We start from the raw sequence: 21,473 nt of genomic DNA on the forward strand, positions 1-21,473 counted from the left end.
AATTTACCCGGATTTATCGCCTTTTAGCGTCCTAACTCACAATCCTTGTTCGTCTAGGATTTTATATTTATCGCAACCGTCTTTATCTCCCAAATCGCATGCCTTGCCGAAATACTTTTTGGCTATTTTTTCGTCTCGTTTCACCCCTTGACCGTTGTGATATAAAATTCCGACATTAAAACAACCTTGTGCAATTTCAAATTCACAAGTTTTTGAAAATAACTCAGCTGCATTTTTGTAGTTTTGTTCCACACCTTGACCGTTAGTATACAAAACCCCAAGATTATAGCAGCTCATTTTTTCTCCCATCTTACAAGCTTTTAAGAATAGTGCGCTTGCCTTTTTATAGTCTTGCATAGTTCCCCGTCCTTTTTCGTATAAAACTCCTAAGTTGTAGCAGCCTGTTTCATCTCCTAATTCGCAAGCTTTGGAGAAAAAAATTCTAGCTTTTTCGTAATCTTGTTTTATGCCTAATCCTTTATTGTAAGCTACTCCTAGGTTAAAACATCCTTGGCTAATCCTTCTATCGCAGGCATTTTGAAAAAAATTTATATCTGCGAGCTTTATATCCTCGCCCGCCGCAAACAAAACCATAGCGCAGGCGAGCGCCGCGATTAATCTTTTCATAAATTTACTCCTACCAAAATTTTTATCGGTATTTTATAAAATTTAGCATTAAAAAAAGGCAAATTTTCATTAAAGGTTTGAAATTCGAGCAAGCCTGATTGTTGCCGAGTTTGCTCAAAATCGCACCGTAAAGAAAGCCGTCAAATTTAGTCTATTTAGGGTAAATTGAGCGCCAGACGCCGCCGTAAAAACCCGTAAATTTGCTCGCTTGCACCCAGAAATTTGCCGCCAATAACCACGGAAAATTTGCCACGCATAAGATCGTATCGCTGCTGCCATCATGTTTCCCTAAATCTTAGCGTAAAATTTCGCCGTAGCAATGCCGCAGCGACATAATCTCGTTGCCGCCACTATGCCGCGCCGCCCGCAGCGATATTGCGCCGATATAATTTCATTGCCGTAGCCTCGTTGTCGCAGCTATAGTTTCGTTACGGTGTCGATAGAATTTCGCCACCGCCGATACTCTCATCGTCGCAGCAATGTCGCCTCGCTACCGCGCCCGTCGCAAAGTTTCAAATTTTACTTTTTATCGTGGTTTTTAACCAGATACTCGATGATATTTACAGCATTATCGATGCCGCAATACGACGTGTCGATGCAGATATTGTAGTTGGCGGATGCGCCCCAGACTTGGTTGGTGTAGTATTGATGAAAACTCATCCTGCCCGCGTCGCTTTCCTCCATATATTCGCGCGCGTCGGCGTGGCCTTCCTTCTGCAATCGAGCGAGCTTAAACTCGTCGTTTGCGCGCAAAAACACGGTCAGCAGATCCGCCCGCCCGCGCAAGAAAAATCCCGCGCAGCGCCCGAGCACGATGACGTTGCCGCCCTCGACGATCTTTTGATAAATTCTAGCGATGCGGTCGCGCTTCTGCTCGTTGGCTAGCTCGCTGTGCGAGATCGCCTGAAGCAGCGTATTTACGGGCATTTCGTTGTAGAACTCATACATCTGCTCGAAGTATCCGAGCTCGTCTGCCTTGCGGAGCAGATCCGCCTTGGCTAGATATGTGTATCCCAGACGCTGCGCGAGCTTACGCGCCGTCTCGCGCCCGCCCGCGCCGGTCTGCCTGGCTATAGAGATTATCATGTTCTCTCCTTAGATAAAATTTTAAAATTTACGCCCTTTGCGGCGAGGGCAAAAGCGCGCTGCCGCAAAACGCCTTTTTAAATAAAATTTGCAAATATGCCAGCGCCGATGACGGTAAGAAGCCCCGTAACCGCCATCGCCAAAGAGGCCATCGCCCCCTCCACGTCGCCGATCTCAAGCGCGCGCGCCGTTCCCATCGCGTGGCTCGCGCATCCTAGGGCAATGCCCTTAGCCACCCCTTTTTTAATGCCGAAAATTTTAAGTAGCACCTCTCCAAATACGCTGCCGATGATGCCAGTAGCGATGATGCAGGCCACCGTCAGCGTCACGATGCCGCCCAAGCTCTCGCTGATACCCATACCGATAGGCGCGGTGACGGATTTTGGCAGCAGCGTAACGTAGAGGGTGTGATCGATTCCGAAGATCACCGCCATCGCGTAGATGCTACCGAGCCCCGCTATCACGCCGGCAAGCAGCCCCGCGCCGATGGCTAGGAAGTTTCTTTTTAAAAGCGAGAGCTGCTCATATAGCGGCACGGCTAGACACACGGTGATCGGCGTTAAGAAAAAGCTGATGTGCGAGGCGCTGGCGTTAAATTTCTCATACGGAATTTTAAAAACCAAAAGCACGCAGACGGTAAGCACCGTGCCGATTAGAAGCGGATTGAAAATCGCTAGTCTGAAGCGCTTTTTTAGATAAAGCCCCGCGTGAAAGGACGCCAGGCACAAAAACACGCCGAAAAAGGCAGAATTTATTAGCGCTTCTTTCATTTTTCATCCTCCGACAAGGCTTCGTGCTTTAGCATTTCATCTATGATCTCTCCTGCGTCCGCAGAGTCTGAGACGGCATCTATGTCCGCAGGCTCCGTAACGGCGCCGTCGCTCGCAAGACCCGCGATAGTATCGCCGCTAGCGCGGCTTGTGTCAGCACCTACGCTTGTAACGCCCGCAATAGTATCTGCGTTTGCGAAGCCGGTGGAGGTATCCGCGCTAGCGGAGCTTTTTATAACATCCGAGCTCGCGGAGCCTTTTAGGGCATCTGTACCCACAGGACCGCCGTCTGCGCCGTTTGGCACGCTTTTGTCGGCGGCGCTATCTGTGCCGCCTGCGAGGCCGTTCGAGATGCCGCCTATTGCGTTACCTATTACGTTATTGTCGCCGCTTGCGGCGATATCCGCAGGGGCGGCCGCCTCGGAGAATTCATTATGCGCCGCGGCGCATAGTTTGCGCTTGAGCCGATTAAGGGCGATTTTGTAAAAAATCTGCGTCACGGCGCCGCTCGCAGCGATAACCGCGACGGTCGAGATCGCCGTGATCGCCAAGATCGCAAAGAAGCTCTCGCGCAGCTTATCGCCCGCGATGATGATGGCGGCGCCCGCGGGGATGAAAATCACCGGCATGATCTGCATAAAAAACGACACGGTTTCCCTGATTTGGGCCACTTTGATGAGCTTAAAAATAAGCGCTAGCAGCATGATGACAAGCCCGTAGATGCTGGCGGGGATCTTGACCGGGATGAGCGCGGCTAGGATCTCGGCGACGAAGGAGATGGCTAAAATGATGCTGAATTGAGTTAAATATTTCAAATTTTTCCCTTTAAAATTTAAAGTGAAATTTAGCACTTTGCAGTTAAAAGGGATATTAATCCTGCGGGCTTTGGGCGAAATTTTGCCGCTAAATTTGAAATTTTGATCGCAAGCTCGGGGCGGAATTTCATTTTTAAAATTTAAAATTTTAATCACCAAATCGCCGCCGCCTGAGTTAAATTTAATCGGATTTGAAATTTGGAGCCGCCGGTTAAGCTAGCAGCAAGCCGCTAGAATAAATGGAATTTTGATCGCGAGCTTCTGCGCGAAAGTTTTGCTTTCGGCTTTGGGCGCTAAAACACGCCGATTGCACTTAAATTTTAAAATCTGTGTCGTGTAAATTTAGATACCCGCGCCGTTAAAATTCCATATCTCGCAACAATATAGCGCGCAGCGAAATTTAAAAAATCGCGGTGCAATCTAAAATCGCGACGCAGAGCAAAACTAAATAAAATTTCAAAATCTAAATTTTACCGCCGCCCCTTGAGCAAAAAAGTGCAGGCAAATCCCACGCACGAGCCCCTACCCTAGCTCGATTTTGACGTCTAGAACCTTGCAGACTAGATCAAAAATTTCAATATCGACGTTGGGCGCGTATTCGTCCAAAACCGTGTAAACTTCGGCTCGCATATCCTCGTCGTGACCCGGATGCGAGCGCGAATACAGCTCGTCCGTGCGCCGCACGAGCGTAAGATTATCGATATCTCGCTCGCGCATCGCCTGCTTGAGCCGCTTTGAAATTTGCCATTTGAAATTTTGCATTTTCCATCCTTTAAATTTGCGCGATACTAGCAAAAAGGGCTTTAAAATTTAATTTCTTAAATCCGGCGACGCGTTTCGGCGCAATCAACGAGCCTGCGCCGCTCGGTCCTACGCTTGCAGTTTAGATCAAGGCTTTACCGGCTAAATAGAAGATTATCTTTGCGTAAATAGCGCCAAATCTTGCAAAGCCAATGGGATTACTTCGCCGTGCGAAGCGCCTTCGTAGAGCCTAAACTCGCAAGAAAGCCCCCTTGCTTTTAAAATTTCAGCTAGATCGGCCGCTTTTAAAATTCCCGCTTTATCGGTTTTCCCTTTACGCATTTCACGCGAGCCGGCAACGAGCATTATGAATTTCGCTTTTAAATTTGATCTAAGCTTTCCCTCGTCTAGGGCATCTCTGATCAGCTGTGATTCTCCCCACCACAATGAAGGTGAGGCGATAAAAAACTCGTCGAAAATCCCATCGTCGCGCAGCAAAGCATAAATCCCGAATAGCCCGCCAAAAGAATGTCCGAAGTAAATTTTATCGCTTTTTGCCGTAGAGTATTTTTTCTCCACGAGCGGAAATAGTTCATCTTTTACGAAATCGTAAAATTCTCCCGCACCGCCGCCGTTTGCATATTCTTCGCCGCTCGCAGCGGGCGTTAAATCTCTCGTGCGACGCTTAATATCATACGCTAGCGGGCTGTCGTATCCGATGCCTACTATAAGGACGGTTTTATTTAATTTAGACCCGGTTTCGACGTTTTCTTTCGCTATATTTGGATCTGCATAAATTTGCGCATAAGAGTTTAAAAGCATAGCAACTTGCGCGTTCGCATCAACCATAAAAACTACCCTATCGTAGCGAGCGACATTTTTTTGGCGAGCTATAAAAATTTTATATTTTTCTCCGTTCTTGCTTTTTAGAATAAAATCGCTCACATTAAACATTTCGTGCGCAGCTCCACTTGCCTGCTCAATCTTTTGCGGCGGTTTTGCCCTCAGATCGCAAGCGAATAAGCATACTAAAAAGAGTGCGTCGAATACCACAAGGAAGTTTTTTAGGCTTACCATTTCGCGTTTACCTTAAACCAAAACCTCCTGCCCTCCTCGGGGTACCAATAGTAATTGCCGTCGTCTGCGAGACCCTCGTCGTATCGGACGTTATCAAAGATATTGTAAGCGGTTAAATTTAGGCTCAGATTATCGTTTAAATCGTATTGTGCGCCCAAATCCGTAGTAAAAAGCTTTTTGTCGTTTTTGCTGACTCTATTGCCCGGACCGAATTGCACGCTTGTAAGCTCGCTTTCGTAATTAAGACCGATAAAGGTAGAAAGCGGAGCGATAGGCCTATAGCTAAGTGTCGCATGTGCGGCATGCTTCGGAGTAGCGGTCAGGGATTTGCCATCTAGCCTACTAAGATTGGTTTGACTAAATTTAACGGCGCCGTTTGGCGTATAGATCGTAGGATCCCCGGTTTCGATCTCGGAGTGGCTATAGGTGTAGTTCGCCTTGAAATTTAGCTTTTTAGTAATATCGTAATCGCCACTCAGCTCAACGCCGTAAACCTCGGCTCCTTCTATATTAAAATACGTTCCCCAACCAGGACAATTAACGCTCGGCGCGCCGGCGCAGCCTCCGTAAGCGGGAATCCTATTGATATTGCTGCCATCGGTATCTAAAATTTTATCTTTGAAGTCGTTTTTAAATAGCGTGATATTGCCGCGCAGATCGTCTGCATTGTCGTAATAAAGCCCGATCTCGTAGGTCGTGCTTTTCTCGGGCTTTAAATCCTCGTTACCGAAATCTATAATTCTCCAGCCGCCCTGAATCGTGCCTACTTCGGGCGAAATTTGATTGACGTCGGGAGTTTTATACCCGGTCGCGACGCCGCCTTTAAGCGTCCAAACGTCGCTTACGTTCAGTACCGCGTAGGCTCTGGGAGAGAAGTGGTTGCCGAAGTATTCGTTATGCGTGAGCCTGCCGCCGAGCGTTAAAAATAGCGTATTTTCCAAAATTTCAATCTCGTCCTCTAAAAATCCCGCATGCTCGTTCATAGAAAATCGCTGCGGAGAGCGTAAATTTTGCCTGCTCGCGTTTGAAACGATAAAAGTCGTTCGCACATCTTGCTTGCTAAAATCATAGCCGAAGGTAAGCGTATTTATACCGAGATAAATCGTAAATTTGGAATTAAAATTTCTATTTTTTACGATTGCGGGAGAAAGACTATCAAAAATGCTCGTACGGCGAGTCTTATCCCAAAAATAACTTATATCAGCACTTAAGCTCTCGAACTCACCCAAATATCCGACGCCGTGATTTTCTCTTTTATATTTATAGTGATTTAATCCACGCGCGTTGGGATAAACGGCGGTTTTACCAAGGGTCCTTGAATAATCATGATTTTGTCTTCCGGTTTGAAAGTAAAATTTATTATTTTCATCCGGCGTTAGCCAAAGTTTGGCGTTAGAATCCGATTTATCACTCTTCTGATAGCCTCCCTTATAGCCATCCTCGTCGCGCAGCTTTTTATATCCCCACAGCTGAAGTGCCGCATACTGCCCGAAGGGAATATTGACGTAGGCTTCGCCCATCTTGCCGTCTCCGATACCTTCGTGATCTTGGATAGTTGTAGATATAGCAGCGCTTCCGCTAAATTTAGAAAAATCCTTTTTCGTAATGATATTTATCACGCCGCCCACCGCGTCACTACCGTAAAGCGAGCTCATCGGCCCTCTGATGACCTCGATCCTCTCGATCGCTCCGACAGGCGGGATAAAATTCGAGTTCATATCGCCCGCTCCGCCTTTTGGGTTCGCCGCCGCGGAACTTACACGTTTGCCGTCGATAAGCACAAGGGTTTGGGAGCTTTCCATTCCTCTGATGGATATCCCGCTTGCCGGGCCGTCATCGCCTGCAATAACGCTGACGCCCGGCATTTTATTCGCAATATCGTGTAGCGAATTGAATCTGCCGCTTGATATCTCTTTATTATCCAAGGTGGAGATGGAGGCCGGCGCCTGCCTGATATCTTGGCGAAAGCCGCTCGCGCTTACTACGATCTCGCCAAGATTCGTGCTATTTGCGTCACTGCTTAGGCGCGAGCCTTCCATGCCGCATAAAATCGAAACGCTCGTGCATATCGATAATGCGATAAATTTCGCCTTTTTAAAATACATATCTTTTCGCATTTCTGTTCCTCTATTTTGAAATTTAATCGCGAATTATAGCTCAAAGCGGATAAATTTAATATTAATTATTAAAGTATTTTTATAGAATTAAATTTGACTAATAATTCCCCATTCCATCGATATTTTTATAAAAATTATTTTAAATAAAGTACAACATATAATCAAGGAATCGCTCTAAATAAGTAAAATTTTGTAACGCTAATCCTTAATCATCAAGTTGTTTTGGAGAAATTTTGCACAGTTTTTGATTTTATCTGCTTTAAGAATCATTTTCGCTTTTGTGGATGTGTATATTTAAACCATCGAAGGCATTTCAAGCGGCAAGGCAAAAATGGATTTTGCTCTATTGATTTCGCGTATCCTGTGGCTTGCGATAATCATATAGACAAGCATGAATTTAGTACACGATAGTTTTAACACGGTAACTTCGTATGAATAAATTCATCTACTAAGCAGCATAATTACTTCGGCGCAATTTAAAATTTTGAGTAGTTTAGATAGACGGATTTAAATTTAGAACAAAGAGTCGATTCAAATTTAAAATCCTGGCGCAAGAATACAAAGTAAGAAGAGAAATTTAATAAGACCCCGCAAATTTATCTTAAAATTTAGCGGGATCAAATTTGATTTTACGCCGCAGGCGCGCTATTTTCGGCGTGCGAATCGCCCGAGTCTTTAGGTCTTAAAACCCACTGCTTTGCAAATATCAGCGCGTAGATCGCAGCGCCGATGCCGTAGCTTGCATATTCGCTTGGGATAAACTCTATAAATTTCGCGCAGATATTAGGCACCAGCATTAGCGGCGTTACGAGCAGCAAGAGCAGGCGCTCTACCGGGTTGCACTTGGTTACGAACCAACCTTGCAGCGAGGAGCTGAAAGCAAACATACCCACGATCGCCGTAGCAAAAATCAGCGCTATTTGCAGCGGATCGCCGATCCAAACGATGCTCTTTGAATCCGTCGGATTGCCGACGCTTTGAATCAAAAGCAGCTTGTTGTTGAAAAAGAACGCAAACGGAAGTACCGCCGTGCGTAGATCGTAAATGAAGCCCTGAAGTCCTACGATTACCGGATTTGCTTTTGCGATGCCCGCGGCGGCGTATGCAGCGATGCCCACGGGCGGGGTATCATCGGCTAGAATTCCGAAATAAAATACGAAAAGATGCACCGCAATCGCCGGGATCAAAAAGCCGTTTTTGCCCGCTAGTATTAAAATCACCGGAGCAATAAGGCTCGAAACGACGATATAATTCGCCGTCGTAGGAAGCCCCATGCCCAAAATCAGGCTCATTATCGCAGTCATCAGAAGTATCAGCACTATGCTATTTCCCGCGACCGCCTCCACGAGCTCCGAAAGAACCTGTCCCAGCCCGGTAAGCGAGATCGAGCCGATGATGATGCCCGCTAGCGCGGTGGCTACGGCGACGGTAACCATGTTTTTGGCAGCACCCACCATAGCCCAAAAGATATCGACAAAGCCGACGATAAAATCGGACTTGCCAACCTTTTCGCCAAATATCGTTTTCTTAGCGGGCTCTTGCACGATCATTATTAAAAACAGCACGCAGATCGAGTTAAATGCCGCAGAGATCGCGCTTTCTTTCAAAATCAATAGAGTATAAAGCAGCACCAAAATCGGTATTATGTAATGAATTCCACTAAGGATCAGCTTCAGCTTCGATGCCTTTGCGTAATCGCGGCTACCGTGAAGCCCTAGCTTACAGCTTTCCAGATGCACGATAAAAAATAGCCCCGCATAGCAGACGAAAGCGGGGATCACCGCCGCGACCATTACGTTGGTGTAGCTCATACCCAAAAATTCCGCGATGATAAACGCCGCAGCGCCCATGATAGGCGGCATTAGCTGCCCGTTTACGCCCGCGGCTACCTCGATAGCGCCCGCCTTAGTAGCGGTAAGCCCCGCTTTTTTCATAAGCGGGATCGTAAAGGTGCCCACCGTCACGACGTTTGCAGTCGAACTGCCGCTTACCATGCCGGTTAGTCCGCTGGCGATTACGCTAGCCTTGGCAGGACCTCCGCGGAAGCGACCCAAAATAGCAAACGCTACGTTTATAAAATACTGTCCCGCGCCTGCTCGCTCAAGTAGCGCGCCAAATAGCACGAACAGATAGATAAAGCTGGTGCTGACCCCCACCGGTACGCCGAATACGCCCTCCGTCGTTAAAAACATATGTCCTGCGAGCTTTTCGAAGCTTGCGCCTCGATGCGAGATGATATCGGGCATATAGGGGCCGAAGTAGCAATACAGAAGAAAGGTAAAAGCGATAATACCTAGCGCAGGTCCCATCATGCGGCGTCCGGCTTCAAAAAGGATAAAAATTCCGATAAACGACGCTACGATATCTCTGGTTAGATAATCTCCCGGACGATGCGCTAGCCCGTTAAATTCTATCGCAGGATATAGGATCGCGGCGACTCCGACGATTAATAAAATATAATCGTAAAACGGGATGTAAAAATGTGCCTTGGAGCGCGGGCGAAACGGAAAAAGCGAAAAAATTATAAAAACGGCGAACGCTAAGTGGATCGAGCGCGCGATATTCGTATTCATCGGGAAATATGCGATGTAAAGCTGAAAGACCGACCACGAGAAACAGACCAGCGTCACGAGCCAGAAGAGCTTTTTAGAGGTAAATTCTCTACTCTTTACCTCTAAAACCTGCTCATCTTTTTGTGTAGATTTCTCCATCAACTAGCCTATTTCAACAACCCGGCTTCTTTATACACCGCCTCTGCCGCAGGATGAAGCGGCGCGCTAAGCCCCTCTAAAAGAGATTCTTTGCTCACTAAATTTAGCGCAGGGTGTAGCTTTTTATACTCGTCGAAATTATCAAGTATCGCTTTAACTACCGCCCTAACCGCCTCGTCGCTTTGGCTAGCGTCGGTTACGAGTACGGCCTTTACGCCGATAGTCTGCGTGTCGTGATCTACACCGTCATACATTTTAGCAGGAATCACGCCTTTAGCGAAATACGGATATTTCTCCATAATTTTTTTAATATGCTCATCGTCGATGCCGACTAAGTCGATAGGAAGCGAGGTCGCCGCATCGGTGATGTTAGCGGTCGGATGTCCTACGACGTAGAAGTATCCGTCGATCTTCTTATCTTTTAGCGCCATAGGGCATTCTTGCGCGGTCAAAACGCCGTGCTGGGCAAGCTTTTTAAGATCGAAGTCGTAGTTTTCAAAAACTATAGTACTGGTTAACTCGTTGCCGCTGCCCGGATTTCCGATATTGATCTTTTTACCCGCAGCGTCGCCGTAGGCTTTAATACCGCTCTCTTTAGAAACTACGAAAGCCAAAAGCTCTGGATAGATCGAGATTACGGAGCGTAAATTTTTATCCGCTGCGCCTTGGAATTTGCCCGTGCCGTTGTATTTATCATAGACGACATCGCTTTGAACGAAGCCGAAATTTAGCTCTTTTTTAAGCACGTTATTGACGTTATACGTCGAGCCGCCCGTCGATTGCACGGAGCATTTCATATTTTTATCCATATTTACCAAGCGGCAAATCGCACCGCCTACGGGATAATAGGTGCCGGTCATACCGCCGGTGCCGATATTGATGAACTCCTTAGCGCCAGAAACGCTCGCCAATAGGGCCAAACCGGCCAAAGCAACAGAAAATCTTTTCATCTTCGCTCCTTTTCGAGTTAAAAGTTTGGTAGTATTGCTAAATTTCTATAAAAATCTAATAAAAAAGCGATCTTACATTTAAATTTAAGATTTTGTGCGTTTTGTAGCAGCAGGGGCAGGTGGTAGGCGAATGTGCAAACCGCGAGTAGCTACGCCATAGCATGTATACGGGCGGGCGGGCGGCTGCGTCGCGACATGCGCACAGCGGGCGATTAAATCATGACGGCGCAACTGAGGCTAAATTTTAACGGCGTCGCGAATATAAAATTTTGACGACATCGCAAAGTAAAATTTACGAGAAGTGCGAAGTAAAAAATTTAAAGGCTGGCGATCAAATTTAAAAACGATGCCGAGATAAAAATTTAAGCGGCAAAATTTCAAGCCGTGCGCTGAAGCGCAAGCTGTGCCGATACGCTCGAGCTACATCACAACGTAAATTTAGCCGGGTTTGAAGCGTTAGATTTAATCTGCTAGCCGCGCGGCAGAGCCGGCACGAGCTGTGAAAACGAGCTTAAAATTTCGCCGTATTCGCTCTGCCATAGTTTATTATTCTACGCGAGCTGCGTCAAAATGGGCGCTAAAGTAGCACGCTGTCCATCGCGCGCATTAGATTTAGCATTTGAATGTGCTCGAAAACATCGTGAGTGCGGATGATCGCAGCGCCGTTTAAAGCGGCGATCTGGTGCAGATACAGCGAGCCTGCGAGCCTATCCGCGACCGCAGAGGGGCTGTAAAAATCGATAACGCTCTTTCTGCTCGCGCCCACGAGCAGCGGGCAGCCAAAGTGCAAGAAATGCTGCAAATTTTTAATCAGCACCAAATTTTGCTCGGCGGTCTTGCCAAAGCCGATGCCCACGTCAAGGATGATCTTTTTAAGCCCCGCGCTTCGCAGCTGCTGCAAATTCTGCGCAAAAAATTCATCGATCTCGCCCATCAGATCGTCGTATTTGGGCGCAAGCTGCATATTTTGCGGATTTCCCTGCATATGCATCAGCACGTAAGCGGCGTCGTAGCGAAGCGCAAGCGGAGCAAGAGCGAGGTTCGCGCTAATGTCGTTGATGATGCTAAAGCCCCGATCTAGCGCGAATTCCAAACAATACTCATCGAAGCTATCGAGGCTCAATTTAGCCTTTTCATGCAGACCTAGGCGGTAAATTTCGCTCAGCACATCCTTTATGCGCGCAAACTCCTCATCCCTGCCGCAGTACTGGCTGCCCGGGCGCGAGCTCACGCCGCCGATATCGATGATAGCGGCACCTTGCTCGATCATCTTTTCGATCTTGCAGATCGCCTCTTTTAGGTTTGCCGCGCGGCTTGCGGGGTTGAAGCTATCGGAGTTGATATTGACGACGCCCATTATTTCGCAGCTTTGCGGCTTAGCAAATTTCTTGCCTAGAAATTTCGCGAGCTCTTTTAGCCCGAAATCCTGCAGCGCTTCCTTTTGCGCCAAAGCCTCGATCTGGCGATCGTTTGCGATCAAAACCGCGTCCGTATCATCGCGCCCCAGGATCACCCCTTCGTTGCACGCAAGCTCGGCGCCGATACTAAGGGCATCCTGCTTCAAAATATTCGCCGCGGGCGCCCGCAGGTCTTTTAGATAGAAAAAGTTTAGCCGCGATTTTTTCTGCATTATCGCCCGTCCCGCATTTCGCACGCCGATACGCTCGCAAATCAGCGCAAAGTCGGCATCATTTGAAATTTTATAAATTTTCATCTTTTCTCCTCTATCATCAAAAGTAGCGGAGTAAGCACGGCGTGGGCTTTGGCGTTGTGCTCGGCGAGGTAGCTTAAGCGATCTATTCGCTGCAACTCATCGCCGCTTAGCCTAACGCCCGCCTCGAAGCACTCTAGCGCGATCTCGCCGATGAGCGCTTTTAGCGCCGTCTTATCCAGCTCGCCTTTGCGCTCCAGCGCGATCTGCGTGTCGATAAACTCCACCGCTTCCTTTAGGCTGAGCCTGGCTAAATTTAACCCAGTGCGGTATCTGGGCTTTCGCACGCAGAGATTTTGCACCACGAGGCGCGATCGGATGGTAGGCAGCAGGGCGTTGATGAAGGGAGTGACGAGGAAAAACACCGTATTTTTGGGCGGCTCCTCTAAAATTTTAAGTAGAGCGTTTTGCGCCTCCTCGCCGAATTTCGTAGCGGCGATGACGATGATCTTATCCTCACGCTCGGCGACATAGGCTTCGTCTATAATCTTTCGCGCCTCGTCGATCTTAAGCTCGATGCTTTCGAAAAACCTTAAATTTTTGCGCGGAATTTCGGCTAAAATTTTATCTTTAAAGCCCTCATAATCGCTCGTCAAAACGATCTGATTTATGATTTTCAAAGCACCACTTCGTCAAAAAGCACGGCGTCGATGCTTTTGTCTAAAATTTTAAAAAGCTGGATAAGTTTGAGATCCAGGCTCGGATCGTTCTCGCTCATGTAAAAGCTGTTTTGCAGCCTCTCGTCGATGAGCCACAGATAGCTATCCTCGTGGCTTTTGGCGATCTTGGCTAGCGGATGGTTGCCGTTGCCGATGTAAAAATATATAAAGCCGTTGGCAAACGCAAGGCTTAGCATATCGTTTAGCAGCAGCGCGTCCTCTAGGCTATTTACGCCGCCGCGATAAAGCGAGCGCAGCGAAAAAAACGGTAGCAGCGGGCGTGAGTTGGTAGAGGAGTTGATCTTTTTGATGATGTATTCGCTAAACCAGCTTCGCTCATCGTCGCAGATGACGATGAAAGCAAAGCCGTCGTGGAGAAATTTGAGCTTTGAAGCCAAAAGCGGAGTCCAGTCCTCCTTGCGATTCTCGAGCCACTCAAGTCCAGGCTCGGAGCGCATCGCCGTGACGCTCCAAGTGTGCAGATCCTGCATTATTTATCCAAATCGTAGGCTTTATGCAGTGCGCGCACGGCGAGCTCGCCGTATTTAGCCTCTACGATCATCGAAATTTTAATCTCGCTCGTGGAGATCATCTGAATATTTATCCCTTCGTCCGCAAGCGTCTTAAACGCCTTGCTGGCTATGCCGCTGTGGCTTTTCATACCTACGCCGACTAAAGAAACCTTTACGATGTCGGCATCCGATTCGATGATGGAATTCGGATTTGGATTTACCTCTTTCATTACCCTATAGGCCGTCTCTAGCTCGTTTTGCGGCACGGTAAAGCCCAAATTCGTCTCGCCGTTTCGTCCGATATTTTGCACGATCATATCGACGTTGATCTCCTTGCTCGCGAGCGCGGAGAAAATTTCAGCCGCGACGCCGGGGCGATCCTCTACGTTTCTAATCGTGATTCTTGCTTGATTTTTATCCAGTGCAATGCCGCTAATTACCGCATCTTCCATCTTTTCTTCTCCTGTTATGAGTGTTCCTTCATGATCGTTAAAACTGCTTCGCGTCACCAAATTTACGTTTAATTTCTTCGCAAGCTCGACGCTTCGATTTTGCAAAACCTTCGCTCCCAAGCTCGCAAGCTCAAGCATCTCGTCGTAGCTGATGCGATCAAGCTTCTTAGCCTTTGGCTCAATGCGCGGATCGGTCGTATATACGCCGTCTACGTCGGTGTAAATTTCGCACAGATCGGCATTCAGCGCTCCTGCGACGGCGACTGCGCTAAGATCGCTTCCGCCTCGCCCCAGCGTAGTTACTTCCCCTGCGGTGCTGATGCCTTGAAAGCCCGCGACGACGACAATTTTGCCTTGCTTTAGCGCCTCTTGCATGCTTTTTGGATCGATCGAGACGATGCGAGCTTTAGTGTGAAACTCGTCCGTCACGATGCCCGCGCCTCGCCCGCTAAATGCGATCGCAGGATGGCCCTTGGCATTTAGCGCGATAGCCAAAAGTGCGCTCGTAACGCGCTCGCCCGAGCTTAGCAGCACGTCCATCTCCCTACCTTCGGGAGTTTTAGTAAAAAATTCCGCCTGCTCGATGAGCTGATTGGTAACGCCGCTCATCGCAGAGACGATTACTACGACGTTATGCCCTTCGTTTTTGGTTTTGATCACGCGCTGTGCGACCGACTCGATCCGCTCTAGCGTGCCGACGCTCGTGCCGCCGTATTTTTGAACGATTAGCATTAAATGTAGCCCTCCTCTTTAAAATATTTTAAAACCGTCGCGTAAATCGGCTTTTTGAAGTGATTTACGTGCCTTAAAACCTCATTTGCGCCTACGAATTTAAATGCGTCGAATTCAGGAAGCTTGGTATTGATGTTCAGATCGCGTAAATTTCGCAATCGCACCAAAAAATACCTTTGAATTTGCCCGTCGTATGGGCGCATCTTTTGAGCTATCCCATCGGGAAAGTCGTAGCTGTGCCAATGCGGACACTCCGAGATGATATCGACCTTGTTCGTTCCGATCTCCTCGCCAAGCTCCCTAAGAAGCGCGGTCTTCGGCGTTTCGCCGTCGTCGATACCCCCCTGAGGGAACTGCCATGCTCCTCTGACGTCGCTTCGTTGCGCGATCAAAATTTCGCAGTTAAACGGATACGATGGCGAAAGCACGATTGCAGCGACATTCGGTCTGTAATTTTTCTCTTTTTCCATCTCGTTTTTCTCATAAAAAATTTCCAAAATCTTACCGAAAAAATATTAAAATTTGCGTTAATAGGCTCGAAATTTATCTGAATTTTCGCTTTATTTGGCTAAATTTTGCTTTTGAAATTTCACGCTCAAGGAAGCCCTTGCACATCTACATCCACGTGCCGTTTTGCACCTCCAAATGCCCGTATTGCGCCTTTGGCTCTTTCAGCGATAAGTTTAACCTCGTAAAAAGCTACTTTCGTGCGCTAGAGCTTGAGGTACGCGACTTTTTGACGAAAAATCCGCACGCGCAAATTTCGACGCTTTTTATCGGCGGAGGTACGCCAAGTGCCGTGGATGCGGGGCTTTATGATGAAATTTTTGCGCTGCTCGCGCCGCGTTTTGCCGCCAAAGCCGAAATCAGTTCTGAAGCCAACCCAAACTCCGCTAGCTCCGCTTGGCTTAGGGCGATGCGAAAGCTCGGCGTAAATCGCATCAGCTTCGGCGCGCAGAGTTTCAACGACGCCAAGCTAAAGTTCCTCGGTCGCACGCACAGTGCGGCGCAGATTTTTCTCGCGGTGCAAAATGCCAAAGCGGCGGGCTTTGACAATATAAACTTAGACCTAATCTATGCGAGCAAATTTGACGATAAAAGGAATTTAAAATTTGAAATGGCTGAGCTTGCGTGCTGCGAAGTGCCGCATCTAAGCGCCTATGCGCTAAGTCTTGAGGAAAACACGCCCTTTTTCGGGCGCGAAAGCTTTAAAAAAGAAAGCGCGACTCTAGCTAAATTTCTCTTTGCTCTTGCGGCGGATAGCGGCTTTAGCCAGTATGAAATTTCAAATTTTGCCGCGCGCGGACTGCGCTGTAAGCACAATCTCGCTTACTGGCGCGGCGAGGATTACGCTGGATTCGGAGCATTTGCGGTCGGAACTAGCGGGCAGGTGCGCCTTAGCTCGCCTAAAAATTTGCGAGACTACATCGCAGATCCGCTGCAAAAACAGCGCGAAACTCTAAGCGCGCAGGATAAAAAGCTTGAGCACATATTTCTTGGGTTGCGCTGCGTTTTGGGACTTGAAGCGCAAATTTTAAACGCCACAGAGCTAAGTAACGCGCGGCTGCTCGTGCAGGCAAAAAAGCTGAAATTCGGCGAGGGCAAATTTTATAATCCTAACTTTTTGCTCGCCGACGAGATCGCACTTTTTATCACGCAAAGCAGCCACAGCGGGCGCTAAATTTAAGATTAATGAAATTTTAGTTACAATACGCCACTTTTTACGTTAGGAAATTTTATGTTTGGTATCAGTATGCCTGAAATTACGGTCATTTTAATCATCGCGATAATCGTGCTGGGGCCCGAAAAGCTCCCGAAAGTGCTGGTCGAGCTCGCGAAATACTTCAAAGTCATCAAAAAAACCATCAACGACGCAAAATCGAGCTTCGATCAGGAGCTTCGCATCGCCGAGCTCAAAGAGGACGCAAAAAAATATAAAGAGAGCATCACGCAAGCAAGCGAAGGCGTGCGCAAAAAGCTCACGTTTGAGGAGCTCGACGAGATAAAAGGCGGCATAGACTCGGTCAAAGAGACGCTAAATGCTGGGCTAAAAAATATAGAAGGCTCCGTAAAAGATACGCTAAATTCCGCGGAAGTCTCGGCGCAAAAACAGAGCGAGACAGCAAATTTAAAAGTAAATTCAAGCGACGAAAATAAAGGCGAAAATTCCATACCGAGCGCGGGCGGCGCAGAAAATTCCGCACAAAATACAAACGCGAACGGCGAAGCGAAAAGCGCTGCGCAAAATGCAAATGTAAATTTAAACGGCGATGCGCAAAATTATATGCAAAATTCCGCGCAAAATAGCGATACGCAAAAATCATAATGAGAGAGAAATTTAATGTTTGAAGAGCTAAAACCCCATCTAGCCGAGCTTCGCAAGCGCCTAGTGATCTCCGTGCTGTCCGTCATCGTTCTTTTTGTCGCGTGCTTCGGCTTTTGGGAGCAGATCCTAGGTCTAATGACGCGCCCGCTAGTACGCGTGCTTCCTAAGGGCAGCGAGATCATCTTTACCCAGCTCGGCGAGACTTTTTTTACTGCGATGAAGGTATCGTTTTTCGCCTCGCTGCTTCTAGCGATGCCGATAATTTTCTGGCAGGCGTGGCTTTTCATAGCGCCAGGACTTTACGACAACGAGAAAAAATACGTCATCCCCTTCGTTAGCGGCGCAAGCGTTATGTTCTTTTTGGGCGCGGCGTTTTGCTATTTTTTCGTAATCCCCGTCGCGTTTAATTTCTTGATAAATTTCGGCGCGGAGCAATTTACCGCAATGCCTAAGATCGGCGAATACGTGGGATTTTTTACCAAACTCGTCGTCGCATTCGGCATCAGCTTCGAGCTTCCGGTGGTGACATTCTTCCTCGCTAAGATCGGGCTTGTGACAAACAAAAGCCTGAGCGATTTTTTCCGCTACGCAATCGTCATTATTTTCATCTTTGCGGCAGTCATGACGCCGCCCGATATACTTAGCCAATTCATGCTCGCAGCCCCGCTGATAGTGCTTTATCTGCTTTCGATCTTCATCGCCAAAATGATAAATCCGTATAAGCAGGAGGATGACGAAGGCGAAAATTCCACGGACGTAGCGCAGGCGTGAGATGGCGGATCTAAATTTAGTTGGCAGCTACGATTACGAGCTTCCTAGCGAGCTCATCGCAAGCGCGCCCGCGATGCCTAAACAAAGCGCGCGCCTACTGATCTACGACCGCGCCAAAGAGCAGATCACGCACGCACGCTTCGGCGATCTAGCGGACGCCCTGCCGTCCTGCGATATTATTTTCAACGACACGCGGGTAATTAAAGCGCGCCTCTTCGGTCGCAAAAGCAGCGGCGGCAAGATCGAGCTTCTGCTAAATTCGCCGCTTGCGGGCGATAAATTTAGCGCATATATTCGCGGTAGCGTCAAAGCAGGCAGCGAATTAAAATTTCAAAGCGGTCTTAATGCGCGCGTTTGCGAGCTGATGGAGGGCGGGCTTCGCATCGTGCAGTTTGAGCGCGGCGGTGAAGTTTTAAACACCCACGACGTTTTTGAAATGTGCGAGCAGATCGGCCACGTGCCGCTGCCGCCGTATATCAAACGCGCCGATACGAAGGATGACGCGAACTGGTATCAAAGCATCTTCGCGCGCGAGCAAGGCGCCGTCGCCGCACCCACCGCGAGCTTGCATTTTGATAGCGAGATGATCGAGGATTTACGCCGAAATCACGAGATCCGCTTCATCACGCTGCATGTGGGCGCAGGCACCTTCAAGCCCGTGGAGGTAGCGGATCTGCGCGATCACAAAATGCACGGCGAGCTCTACTCTATCCCGCCGCAGACCGCGCAAATTCTAAAAAGCGAGCGAAAAATTTTAGGCGTGGGTACGACCGTTACGCGAACGATCGAAAATTTCGCGCGCAACGGGCAAAACAGCGGGATCTGCGAGCTGTTTTTGCACCCGGGCAATCCGCCGATAAGACAGAATTTTCTGCTTACGAACTTTCACCTGCCCAAATCCACGCTGATAATGCTCGTAGCGAGCTTCATCGGCCTTGAGCGCACGCTTGAGCTCTACCGCATCGCAGTGGAGCAAAGATACCGCTTCTACTCCTACGGCGACGGGATGCTGCTGCTATGAAGGCCGTGGTTTTAGGCGCGCTGGCGCTGATAGCAGTGATCGCGTGGTTTGCGGCGAAAAAATTTTTTATCAAAAAACATAGCGGCGGTAAAATTTTCTCCGCCGCACCCGGACTGCAAAGCGATACCGCGCTCGCACCCAAGCAAGAGGATATCGCGCAGATCGATATTTTAAAAATTTTAAAATTTCAAAGCGAAATTTTATTCGAGGAGTGCACGAAATACGATAGTACGCTATATCTTAGCTTCCCGCCGCAGCTTCCACGCATCTACGGCAGCGAAATTTTAAACCTAAGCAGCGCGGTTTTTGACGTGTGCGAGTTCTTTTTACAAAACATCACCGAGCCGATCTGCGTGAGTGTGGAATTTAGCACCAAAGAGCTTAAGAAGAATATGAGTCATATAAAGCTTGACGTGCGAGTCGGTATCAATAGGCAGCTCAAAGATCCGCAGACCTACGCGATCAAAAGCGCGCTAGAAAGCGTCTCAAACGCCGATGATGAATATCTAAGATCCGCTCAAGCCCACCTTGCCTCGCTGGGCACCCATCCTGTGCTGGGCAGCGACGGGCGCGGAACGTTCATTAAAATGGATGCCATGGTGGGCTGCTTTGCGCAAAAGCAGGATTTTAGCGCTAAAAAATACGACTACAATGTCATCATCACGCATAAAAACCGCGCGATCTTCGAGGAACTGAGAGATTTTTTGAACGGGCTTGGTTGCGACGTGATGCCAAACTCCAACTGGGAGAGCGCAAAGAGGCATCTAAACGACTTCATCTACGTAGCCGACGTCGTCATCCTTGACGCCGAGATCCTGCGCGCCAATATAAGCGAAATAAACTACCTCAACGCGCTGGAAAAAGACGGGGTGTTTTTCATATTTTTACTTAAAAACAAACACTCGCTCAAGGTGTTGGAGGGGTTAAGCTTTAAATTTTTCAAGCTCGAGATGCCATATTTCTACGACGAGTTCTACGCCACGCTCGACATCATCGAAAAGATCAAAAACGATGAGAATTTCTTGGGGCTGTAGCGAACGGGTAACGACAAATTTAAAACCAAAGAAATTGAAGTGCTATATTTTGACTTAGATTGGATCAAGGGCAATATAAAAGATAGCGAATATGCCTCAAGAGAGCGGCGATACGAGGCGTATTTAGCAGGGCTGCATAAAAATATGCATACGCTAGAAAGAATTTTTGCTGGCATAAGCTTCAACGATGCGCTATTGCTACCCAAAAAGCAAATTAATGAAAAGTTGCATTTGAAATTTTACATCGGAGATTTGCAAAATGGATATTATGAACTAAAATGCGTTATGAGCTCGGATCAAAGATGCGACGCGGCGCCCGGCGAAATAATAACGAGCGAGATATTTTACGAAAATGGCAATTACCGCTTCTCTTTCATCCTCGCTTGCTTGAAGGAATACGCCGTTAACTTCTCCAGGATAGATAGCCTTAAATTTAACGCGATTTCGCAGAAAAAATACCACTTTGAGCATAAGAAATTTAAACTTTCATAGAAAACCGCGCGCCCAATCGGTCGCGCATAAAATTTACCCATAAAGATCGCACCCTTAAATTTATCCCACTTGCAAGCCACAAACAGCGTAAATTCCGTCGCGCCTTACAGCTAAATTTATTAAATTTAATATAGTCCGCGCACAAGCAAGTTTATTTCGTCCGCTTACCTCAAAAACGCTCAAGCCCCATTTTTAAAATTTACGCCTCAATCGGACTTAGGAGATTTTGACAAACGGCGCGATCTATTTTGAGGCGCCCGATAATACGTATATAAAGCGAGTAAATTTAAGAATTTAATGCGGATGGCTTGGCTTGCGATTTAATAAATTTTATCTTTCGCTCTCTTTTTTGGCTTTGACCGCTTCATAAAGTTCGTCGATCGATGTCGCGGACGAGCCAGAGTATTTCTGCGCCGCTCGCATAGTCTTTTTGCCAAATTTACCGTCGAGCGCCGCACCTTCAAACATCAAGCTGTTCTGAATATAATAGATCTTATCTTGCTGCGTCAAATTCTGCTGCGCTTGTTGGACCTGCACCTCGGGCTTAAGCTCTTTGGGCTGCTCCTCTTCATAATTCAAAGCTCCCGCCAAATAGCCCAATGCCGCCGCACCGATCAACGGCACGAAGGTTGATACCATAATGCTGCTCGAATCTTTGGCAAGTTCGTTTAAAATTTCTTTTGAAAGAAAGAACACAAAGCAGCCTATAATAAAAGCGATTATGTTATTTATGCCGAACATAAACCCCGCTATTATGATTAAAATACCGATAATGAGCTCGCCGCCCAAGCGACTTGTTAAATAATAGCTTATCAGGAAATTATTCACGATATATCCTTTTTATAAATGCTCCATTTAGATTGAAAGGC

General features: G+C 47.7%; 21 protein-coding genes. 6 read left to right on the plus strand and 15 right to left on the minus strand.

The annotated features are described in order from the left end of the window. Positions 1-36 precede the first annotated feature (36 nt). The 14 genes from Q0438_RS10005 to Q0438_RS10070 all read right to left on the minus strand — a co-directional run bounded on the left by Q0438_RS10005 (position 37) and on the right by Q0438_RS10070 (position 15,430). On the minus strand, positions 37-627 hold the full coding sequence (locus Q0438_RS10005; protein WP_299190567.1) for a tetratricopeptide repeat protein: 591 nt from the start codon (positions 625-627) through the stop codon (positions 37-39). Between the two features lie 519 nt (positions 628-1,146). Continuing rightward, a complete protein-coding gene (locus Q0438_RS10010) occupies positions 1,147-1,713 on the minus strand; it encodes an AAA family ATPase (RefSeq protein ID WP_299190569.1) in 567 nt (188 codons plus the stop codon). A 77-nt stretch (positions 1,714-1,790) separates the two neighbouring features. Beyond that, a complete protein-coding gene (locus Q0438_RS10015) occupies positions 1,791-2,483 on the minus strand; it encodes an LrgB family protein (RefSeq protein WP_299190571.1) in 693 nt (230 codons plus the stop codon). Beyond that, the gene (locus Q0438_RS10020; RefSeq protein WP_299190573.1) at positions 2,480-3,298 is read right to left on the minus strand and encodes a CidA/LrgA family protein; all 819 of its coding nucleotides are present in this window, start codon (positions 3,296-3,298) and stop codon (positions 2,480-2,482) included. The genes Q0438_RS10015 and Q0438_RS10020 overlap by 4 nt, the downstream gene beginning before the upstream one ends. Before the next feature lie 522 nt (positions 3,299-3,820). Beyond that, positions 3,821-4,060: a hypothetical protein gene (locus tag Q0438_RS10025; RefSeq protein WP_299190575.1), complete on the minus strand. Its 240-nt coding sequence runs from the start codon at positions 4,058-4,060 to the stop codon at positions 3,821-3,823. A 153-nt stretch (positions 4,061-4,213) separates the two neighbouring features. Next, positions 4,214-5,116 carry an alpha/beta hydrolase-fold protein gene (locus Q0438_RS10030; protein ID WP_299190576.1) on the minus strand — a complete coding sequence of 301 codons (903 nt, stop codon included), beginning with the start codon at positions 5,114-5,116 and terminating at the stop codon, positions 4,214-4,216. Next, positions 5,110-7,233, minus strand: coding sequence for a TonB-dependent receptor (locus Q0438_RS10035; RefSeq protein ID WP_299190578.1), 2,124 nt, complete (start codon positions 7,231-7,233; stop codon positions 5,110-5,112). Before Q0438_RS10035 ends, Q0438_RS10030 begins: the two co-directional genes overlap by 7 nt. 629 nt (positions 7,234-7,862) lie before the next feature. Continuing rightward, on the minus strand, positions 7,863-9,944 hold the full coding sequence (locus Q0438_RS10040; RefSeq protein ID WP_299190580.1) for a TRAP transporter permease: 2,082 nt from the start codon (positions 9,942-9,944) through the stop codon (positions 7,863-7,865). 8 nt (positions 9,945-9,952) lie between these two features. Beyond that, positions 9,953-10,894, minus strand: coding sequence for a TAXI family TRAP transporter solute-binding subunit (locus tag Q0438_RS10045; protein ID WP_299190581.1), 942 nt, complete (start codon positions 10,892-10,894; stop codon positions 9,953-9,955). Positions 10,895-11,471: 577 nt separating this feature from the next. Beyond that, entirely contained in the window at positions 11,472-12,608 is a 1,137-nt protein-coding gene (folP, locus tag Q0438_RS10050) for a dihydropteroate synthase (RefSeq protein WP_299190583.1), read from the minus strand. Further along, on the minus strand, positions 12,605-13,225 hold the full coding sequence (locus Q0438_RS10055) for a DNA polymerase III subunit delta' (protein ID WP_299190585.1): 621 nt from the start codon (positions 13,223-13,225) through the stop codon (positions 12,605-12,607). Before Q0438_RS10055 ends, folP begins: the two co-directional genes overlap by 4 nt. Continuing rightward, positions 13,222-13,755 (minus strand): HobA family DNA replication regulator, encoded by a 534-nt coding sequence (locus tag Q0438_RS10060; RefSeq protein WP_299190586.1) that lies wholly within the window; start codon positions 13,753-13,755, stop codon positions 13,222-13,224. The genes Q0438_RS10055 and Q0438_RS10060 overlap by 4 nt, the downstream gene beginning before the upstream one ends. Beyond that, entirely contained in the window at positions 13,755-14,960 is a 1,206-nt protein-coding gene (locus Q0438_RS10065) for an aspartate kinase (protein WP_299190587.1), read from the minus strand. Before Q0438_RS10065 ends, Q0438_RS10060 begins: the two co-directional genes overlap by 1 nt. After that, a complete protein-coding gene (locus tag Q0438_RS10070; protein WP_299190610.1) occupies positions 14,960-15,430 on the minus strand; it encodes an RNA pyrophosphohydrolase in 471 nt (156 codons plus the stop codon). Before Q0438_RS10070 ends, Q0438_RS10065 begins: the two co-directional genes overlap by 1 nt. A gap of 137 nt (positions 15,431-15,567) precedes the next feature. On the opposite strand from Q0438_RS10070, the gene hemW reads away from it, so the two are divergent. From hemW to Q0438_RS10100, 6 genes are read left to right on the plus strand one after another with little or no spacing between them, the layout of a single operon-like run. Then, positions 15,568-16,641 (plus strand): radical SAM family heme chaperone HemW, encoded by a 1,074-nt coding sequence (hemW, locus tag Q0438_RS10075; RefSeq protein ID WP_299190588.1) that lies wholly within the window; start codon positions 15,568-15,570, stop codon positions 16,639-16,641. Between the two features lie 57 nt (positions 16,642-16,698). Further along, the gene (gene tatB, locus Q0438_RS10080; RefSeq protein WP_299190589.1) at positions 16,699-17,286 is read left to right on the plus strand and encodes a Sec-independent protein translocase protein TatB; all 588 of its coding nucleotides are present in this window, start codon (positions 16,699-16,701) and stop codon (positions 17,284-17,286) included. Between the two features lie 15 nt (positions 17,287-17,301). Next, on the plus strand, positions 17,302-18,057 hold the full coding sequence (tatC, locus tag Q0438_RS10085) for a twin-arginine translocase subunit TatC (RefSeq protein WP_299190591.1): 756 nt from the start codon (positions 17,302-17,304) through the stop codon (positions 18,055-18,057). Between the two features lies 1 nt (position 18,058). Next, positions 18,059-19,078, plus strand: a complete 1,020-nt coding sequence (gene queA, locus Q0438_RS10090; RefSeq protein WP_299190592.1) for a tRNA preQ1(34) S-adenosylmethionine ribosyltransferase-isomerase QueA — start codon at positions 18,059-18,061, stop codon at positions 19,076-19,078. Then, positions 19,075-20,112 carry a hypothetical protein gene (locus Q0438_RS10095; protein ID WP_299190594.1) on the plus strand — a complete coding sequence of 346 codons (1,038 nt, stop codon included), beginning with the start codon at positions 19,075-19,077 and terminating at the stop codon, positions 20,110-20,112. Before queA ends, Q0438_RS10095 begins: the two co-directional genes overlap by 4 nt. Before the next feature lie 39 nt (positions 20,113-20,151). Further along, positions 20,152-20,604, plus strand: a complete 453-nt coding sequence (locus tag Q0438_RS10100) for a hypothetical protein (protein WP_299190596.1) — start codon at positions 20,152-20,154, stop codon at positions 20,602-20,604. Between the two features lie 330 nt (positions 20,605-20,934). On the opposite strand, the gene Q0438_RS10105 is transcribed toward Q0438_RS10100, so the two are convergent. Beyond that, entirely contained in the window at positions 20,935-21,432 is a 498-nt protein-coding gene (locus Q0438_RS10105; protein ID WP_299190598.1) for a hypothetical protein, read from the minus strand. Between the last annotated feature and the right edge of the window lie 41 nt (positions 21,433-21,473).

Source organism: uncultured Campylobacter sp. (assembly GCF_938030785.1).
Classification (GTDB): Bacteria; Campylobacterota; Campylobacteria; order Campylobacterales; family Campylobacteraceae; genus Campylobacter_B.

Excerpts from the sequence above, each read along its gene's own strand:
- Q0438_RS10030 (WP_299190576.1), bottom strand. The coding sequence starts at position 5,116 with ATGGTAAGCCTAAAAAACTTCCTTGTGGTATTCGACGCACTCTTTTTA.
- Q0438_RS10060 (WP_299190586.1), bottom strand. The coding sequence starts at position 13,755 with ATGCAGGATCTGCACACTTGGAGCGTCACGGCGATGCGCTCCGAGCCT.
- Q0438_RS10010 (WP_299190569.1), bottom strand. The coding sequence starts at position 1,713 with ATGATAATCTCTATAGCCAGGCAGACCGGCGCGGGCGGGCGCGAGACG.
- Q0438_RS10045 (WP_299190581.1), bottom strand. The coding sequence starts at position 10,894 with ATGAAAAGATTTTCTGTTGCTTTGGCCGGTTTGGCCCTATTGGCGAGC.
- Q0438_RS10095 (WP_299190594.1), top strand. The coding sequence starts at position 19,075 with ATGAAGGCCGTGGTTTTAGGCGCGCTGGCGCTGATAGCAGTGATCGCG.
- queA (WP_299190592.1), top strand. The coding sequence starts at position 18,059 with ATGGCGGATCTAAATTTAGTTGGCAGCTACGATTACGAGCTTCCTAGC.
- tatB (WP_299190589.1), top strand. The coding sequence starts at position 16,699 with ATGTTTGGTATCAGTATGCCTGAAATTACGGTCATTTTAATCATCGCG.
- Q0438_RS10065 (WP_299190587.1), bottom strand. The coding sequence starts at position 14,960 with ATGCTAATCGTTCAAAAATACGGCGGCACGAGCGTCGGCACGCTAGAG.
- tatC (WP_299190591.1), top strand. The coding sequence starts at position 17,302 with ATGTTTGAAGAGCTAAAACCCCATCTAGCCGAGCTTCGCAAGCGCCTA.
- Q0438_RS10040 (WP_299190580.1), bottom strand. The coding sequence starts at position 9,944 with ATGGAGAAATCTACACAAAAAGATGAGCAGGTTTTAGAGGTAAAGAGT.
- folP (WP_299190583.1), bottom strand. The coding sequence starts at position 12,608 with ATGAAAATTTATAAAATTTCAAATGATGCCGACTTTGCGCTGATTTGC.
- Q0438_RS10015 (WP_299190571.1), bottom strand. The coding sequence starts at position 2,483 with ATGAAAGAAGCGCTAATAAATTCTGCCTTTTTCGGCGTGTTTTTGTGC.
- Q0438_RS10035 (WP_299190578.1), bottom strand. The coding sequence starts at position 7,233 with ATGCGAAAAGATATGTATTTTAAAAAGGCGAAATTTATCGCATTATCG.
- Q0438_RS10025 (WP_299190575.1), bottom strand. The coding sequence starts at position 4,060 with ATGCAAAATTTCAAATGGCAAATTTCAAAGCGGCTCAAGCAGGCGATG.
- Q0438_RS10070 (WP_299190610.1), bottom strand. The coding sequence starts at position 15,430 with ATGGAAAAAGAGAAAAATTACAGACCGAATGTCGCTGCAATCGTGCTT.
- Q0438_RS10005 (WP_299190567.1), bottom strand. The coding sequence starts at position 627 with ATGAAAAGATTAATCGCGGCGCTCGCCTGCGCTATGGTTTTGTTTGCG.